The following is a 5,198-nucleotide window of genomic DNA, read 5'->3' on the forward strand; positions in this document are numbered from 1 at the left end:
GCTCGGCCGGCTGCTCGGCGACCTCCTGGTCTCCGCGGACCACAGTGGCAACATCGCTGTCCTGCGCACTCCGCCCGGCGCCGCGAACTTCCTGGCGAGCGCGCTCGACCGCGCGAACCTCGACGACGTGGTGGGCACGATAGCCGGGGATGACACCATATTCGTGATGGCCCGTGAGCCCGTCGGGGGCGCTGAGCTCGCGGACCGGCTGGCCTCGCTGGCCCGGCGCCCGGTCTGACCGCCACCGCCCGACCCGATACTCTCCGACCCGAACAACAAAGGAGCACACCATGTCCGATCGCGTAGTCCTCGCCTACTCCGGCGGCCTCGACACGTCAGTAGCCATCAGCTGGATCGGCAAGGAGACCGGCGCCGAGGTCGTCGCCGTCGCCATCGACCTGGGCCAGGGCGGTGAGGACATGGACGTCATCCGGCAGCGTGCCCTGGACTGCGGGGCCGTGGAGTCGATCGTCGTGGACGCCCGCGACGAGTTCGCCGACGAGTACTGCGCGCCCACGATCAAGGCCAACGGGATGTACATGCGGCAGTACCCGCTGGTCTCGGCGATCTCCCGACCGCTCATCGTCAAACACCTGGTCACCGCCGCCAAGATGCACGGTGGGACATCCGTCGCCCACGGATGCACCGGCAAGGGCAACGACCAGGTCCGCTTCGAGGTGGGCTTCGGCGCCCTCGCCCCCGACCTCGAGGTCATCGCCCCGGTCCGGGACTACGCCTGGACGCGCGAGAAGGCCATCGAGTTCGCGGAGCAGAACGAGATCCCCATCAACGTGACGAAGAAGTCCCCGTTCTCGATCGACCAGAACGTCTGGGGCCGCGCGGTGGAGACCGGGTTCCTCGAGGACCTGTGGAACGCTCCCACCAAGGACGTCTACGACTACACCGAGGACCCCACCCTCAACTTCGCGGCTCCCGACGAGGTCACCGTCACCTTCTCGGAGGGCGTCCCGGTGGCGATCGACGGGCGGAAGGTCTCCGTGCTCGAGGCCATCATCGAGCTCAACCGCCGCGGCGGGGCCCAGGGTGTCGGTCGGTTGGACATGGTCGAGGACCGTCTCGTCGGGATCAAGAGTCGCGAGGTCTACGAGGCGCCGGGTGCGATGATCCTCATCACCGCGCACAAGGCGCTCGAGGACGTCACCCTCGAGCGGGAGCTGGCCCGGTACAAGTCAGGGGTCTCCGACGAGTGGTCCAACGCGGTCTACGACGGCCTGTGGTTCTCTCCGCTCAAGTACGCTCTCGACGCCTTCATCGACAACACCCAGCAGCACGTCTCCGGGGACATCCGGATGGTCCTGCACGGTGGGTCCATCGTCGTCAACGGCCGTCGCTCCGACTCGTCGTTGTACGACTTCAACCTCGCGACCTACGACGAGGGGGACTCGTTCGACCAGAGCTACGCCAAGGGCTTCGTGAACCTCCACGGTCTGAGCTCCAAGATCGCCGCCAAGAGGGACCTCGGGCTGTGAGCGGACCCGACCGCCGGGACGATCGACACGGCACCAACACCGGCGCCCTGTGGGGCGGGCGCTTCGCCGGAGGCCCCGCCGAGGCGATGGCCGCGCTGAGCAAGTCCACGCATTTCGACTGGGAATTGGCGCCCTACGACATCAGGGCCTCGAAGGCCCATGCCAGGGTGTTGCACCGTGCCGGGTTGCTCTCCGGTCCGGAGCTCGACGCGATGCTGGACGGTCTGGACCGTCTGGCCGCCGACGTCGATTCCGGCGCGTTCGTCCCGGCGGAGTCGGACGAGGACGTGCACGGCGCGCTCGAACGCGGCCTGATCGACCGGGTGGGTGTCGAGGTGGGCGGCCGCCTCCGGGCCGGCCGCTCCCGCAACGACCAGGTCGCCACGCTGTTCAGGATGTGGTTGCGCGACGCGGTGCGGGAGGTGGCCGGGGGGGTGATCGACGTGGTCGACGCGCTGGTGTCCCAGGCGGACGAGCACCCGGAGACGGTCATGCCGGGCAAGACGCACTTCCAGGCCGCGCAGCCGATCCTGCTCGCACACCACCTCCTGGCCCACGCGCAGCCGCTGCTGCGCGACGTCGAACGGATCCGGGACCTGGACCGACGCCTGGCCGTGTCGCCGTACGGTTCGGGCGCCCTGGCCGGGTCGTCCCTCGGGCTGGACCCGGACGCGATCGCGGCGGAACTCGGCTTCGATCGTGCGGCGGACAATTCGATCGACGCCACGAGCTCGAGGGACTTCGCTTCCGAGGCGGCATACGTCCTCGCGCAGGTCGCTGTCGATCTCTCCCGCCTGGCGGAGGAGGTGATCGCCTGGTCGACCCCCGAGTTCGGATACGTCACGCTCGCCGACGAATGGTCGACCGGGAGCTCGATCATGCCCCAGAAGAAGAACCCGGACGTCGCGGAACTGATGCGCGGCAAGACCGGCCGGTTGATCGGCAACCTGACCGGCCTGCTCGCCACCCTCAAGGCCCAACCGCTGGCCTACAACCGGGATCTCCAGGAGGACAAGGAACCGCTCTTCGATTCGGTGGCCCAGCTCTATCTGCTCCTCCCGGCGATGGCAGGGATGGTCTCGACCCTGAAGTTCCACCCGCGTCGCCTCGCCGCGCTCGCTCCGGCCGGGTACACGCTGGCCACCGACATCGCGGAGTGGATGGTCCGTCAGGGTGTGCCGTTCCGGGTCGCCCACGAGGCGGCCGGGGAGTGCGTCCGGGTGGCCGAATCCCGCGGTGTGGGACTCGATGCGCTCACCGATGAGGAGCTGACCTCGATCGACCCGGCACTCACCCCGGAGGTCCGCGACGTCCTCACGGTGACGGGATCGATCGCCTCACGGAACGCACGGGGCGGGACCGCCGGCACCGCGGTGGCCGCGCAGCGGAGCCGACTGGGAGAAGTCCGTGACGAACTCGCCGACTGGGTAGGGTGAGCGCCATGTCCGTCATCGATGACCGCCTGCTGGAGATCCTCGCCTGCCCCGAGGACAAGGGGCCGCTCCTCCTGGCGGGTGACGACACGCTCTACAACCCCCGCCTGCGCCGCGCGTACCGGATCGACGACGGCATCCCGGTGCTGCTGGCGGACGAGTCACGTCCGGTGGACGAGGCGGAGCACGAGGCCCTGCTCGCCCGTGCGGGCGGGGCTCCGCACGAGTGACCCTGCCGCAGGACGGAGGGGCCACCTTCCGGGCGCTGCTCCGCGACTCGGACCCCGACGAGGCCGCACGGTCCCTGTTGGGAGGTGTCCTGACCCACGGGCCCGTCGCGGTACGCGTGATGGAAGTGGAGGCCTATGGCGGCCCGGTCGACTCGCCCCACCCGGATCCCGCCGCGCACACGTGGCCGGGACCGACGCCGCGGAACGAGGTGATGTTCGGCGATGCCGGGCATCTGTACGTCTATCTGAGCCACGGGATCCACCAGTGCGCCAACATCACGTGCCGACCCCCGGGGGAAGGCGGCGGTGTTCTCCTCCGCGCCGGCCGCGTGGTGGGCGGACACGAGGCGACCCGGCAGCGCCGACCCGGGATACTCCCCGAGCACGCGGCGCGCGGCCCGGGGAACCTCGGGAGGGTGATGGGAATCGACCTGTCCTTCCGGGGCATGGACGTCCTCGATGCGGCGTCACCGGTCACGTTCCGTCCTGATCCCGTTCCCGCGTCGCAGGTCCGGTCGGGACCCCGGGTGGGTGTGTCCCGTGAGGCCGACCGCCCGTGGCGGTTCTGGATCACGGGCGCCCGGGAGGTGTCCTCCTACCGGCGCAGTCCACGCGCGCCGCGTTCCCCGCACCCCGCCCCGTGGTAGCCCGACGCGCCGATGGGGGACAATGTCGCTCGTGACTTCCAACATCCTCGATGACCTGCAGTGGCGGGGGCTCATCGCGCAGTCGACAGACCTCGACGCGCTCCGTGAACACCTCGACGAGGGCACCGTGTCGCTGTATTGCGGCTTCGACCCGACCGGGCCCAGCCTGCACGCGGGTCACCTCATCCCGCTCCTCACCCTCCGGCGGTTCCAGTTGGCAGGGCACCGGCCGATCGTCCTGGCCGGGGGAGCGACCGGCATGATCGGGGACCCCCGGGACGTGGGGGAGCGGACCATGAACACCGCGGACACCGTGGCCGACTGGGCAGAGCGCATCACAGGTCAACTCGAACTGTTCGTCGACCTCACCGAGGGGCCCGTGGGGGCCCGTGTGGTCAACAACATGCAGTGGACCGGTCATCTGACCGCCATCCAGTTCCTGCGAGACGTCGGCAAGCACTTCTCGCTCAACACCATGCTCGGGCGGGACACCGTCAAACGTCGCCTGGACGGTGACGGGATCTCGTACACGGAGTTCTCCTACATGCTCCTGCAGGCCAACGACTTCGTGCAGTTGAGACGCACCATGCGGTGCACACTGCAGATCGGCGGCTCCGACCAGTGGGGGAACATCGTCGGCGGCGTCGACCTCAACCGCCGGATGGATGGTGAGACGGTTCATGCCATGACCGTCCCCCTGGTCACGTCGTCCGACGGGAAGAAGTTCGGCAAGTCGACGGGTGGCGGGAGCCTCTGGCTCGACCCCGACCTCACCAGCCCGTACACGTGGTACCAGTACTTCCTCAACACGTCCGATGCGGACGTGGCCCGCTATCTGCGGTGGTTCACGTTCCTGGGTCGTGAGGAGATCGAGGAGCTGGAGGCACTCACCCGGGACACGCCGCACCTCCGCGCGGGACAGAAGCGCCTGGCGGAGGAGATGACCACCATGGTGCACGGGGTGGCGGCCACGGAGTCCGTACAGGCGGCCTCCCAGGCACTGTTCGGGCGGGGAGAACTGACTGAGCTCGACGAGCGGACGCTCGGCGCCGCACTCGAGGACGCCGGCGCCGTCGAGGTGGCGTCCGATGCCCCGAGAACGATCATCGAGCTCCTGGTCGCCTCCGGACTCTGTGACAGCAAGGGCGCCGCACGCCGCGCCGTCGGCGAGGGTGGCGCGTATGTCAACAACGCCCGCATCGACGACCCGGAGTGGACGCCCGGGCACGATGATCTGCTCCACGGGTCCTGGCTGGTGCTCCGCCGCGGCAAGAAGAACCTCGCCGGGGTGCGCCTCCGCTGATCGCGACCACGATGTGAGGCGGCGCCGGTGTCGACCGGCGCCGCCTTGCTTTCAAGTCCCGGAATTGCGTGCGTGACCTGGCGATTTGCGTTTGG

General features: G+C 69.2%; 5 protein-coding genes and 1 pseudogene. All 6 read left to right on the plus strand.

Annotated features, from left to right (window positions below; genetic code table 11):
• Nucleotides 1-238, plus strand: a pseudogene (locus G6026_RS11165) (arginine repressor); the annotation flags it as partial.
• Nucleotides 239-290: 52 nt separating this feature from the next.
• Entirely contained in the window at nucleotides 291-1,490 is a 1,200-nt protein-coding gene (locus tag G6026_RS11170; RefSeq protein WP_107756350.1) for an argininosuccinate synthase, read from the plus strand.
• Nucleotides 1,487-2,926 carry an argininosuccinate lyase gene (argH, locus tag G6026_RS11175; RefSeq protein ID WP_182613216.1) on the plus strand — a complete coding sequence of 480 codons (1,440 nt, stop codon included), beginning with the start codon at nucleotides 1,487-1,489 and terminating at the stop codon, nucleotides 2,924-2,926. Before G6026_RS11170 ends, argH begins: the two co-directional genes overlap by 4 nt.
• Before the next feature lie 5 nt (nucleotides 2,927-2,931).
• Nucleotides 2,932-3,153 (plus strand): Trm112 family protein, encoded by a 222-nt coding sequence (locus tag G6026_RS11180; RefSeq protein WP_182613217.1) that lies wholly within the window; start codon nucleotides 2,932-2,934, stop codon nucleotides 3,151-3,153.
• Nucleotides 3,150-3,800 (plus strand): DNA-3-methyladenine glycosylase, encoded by a 651-nt coding sequence (locus tag G6026_RS11185; RefSeq protein ID WP_107756353.1) that lies wholly within the window; start codon nucleotides 3,150-3,152, stop codon nucleotides 3,798-3,800. The genes G6026_RS11180 and G6026_RS11185 overlap by 4 nt, the downstream gene beginning before the upstream one ends.
• Nucleotides 3,801-3,831: 31 nt before the next feature.
• Nucleotides 3,832-5,103, plus strand: coding sequence for a tyrosine--tRNA ligase (tyrS, locus tag G6026_RS11190; RefSeq protein ID WP_182613218.1), 1,272 nt, complete (start codon nucleotides 3,832-3,834; stop codon nucleotides 5,101-5,103).
• Nucleotides 5,104-5,198 lie beyond the last annotated feature (95 nt).

Source organism: Dietzia sp. DQ11-38-2 (genome assembly GCF_014145055.1).
GTDB lineage: Bacteria > Actinomycetota > Actinomycetes > Mycobacteriales > Mycobacteriaceae > Dietzia.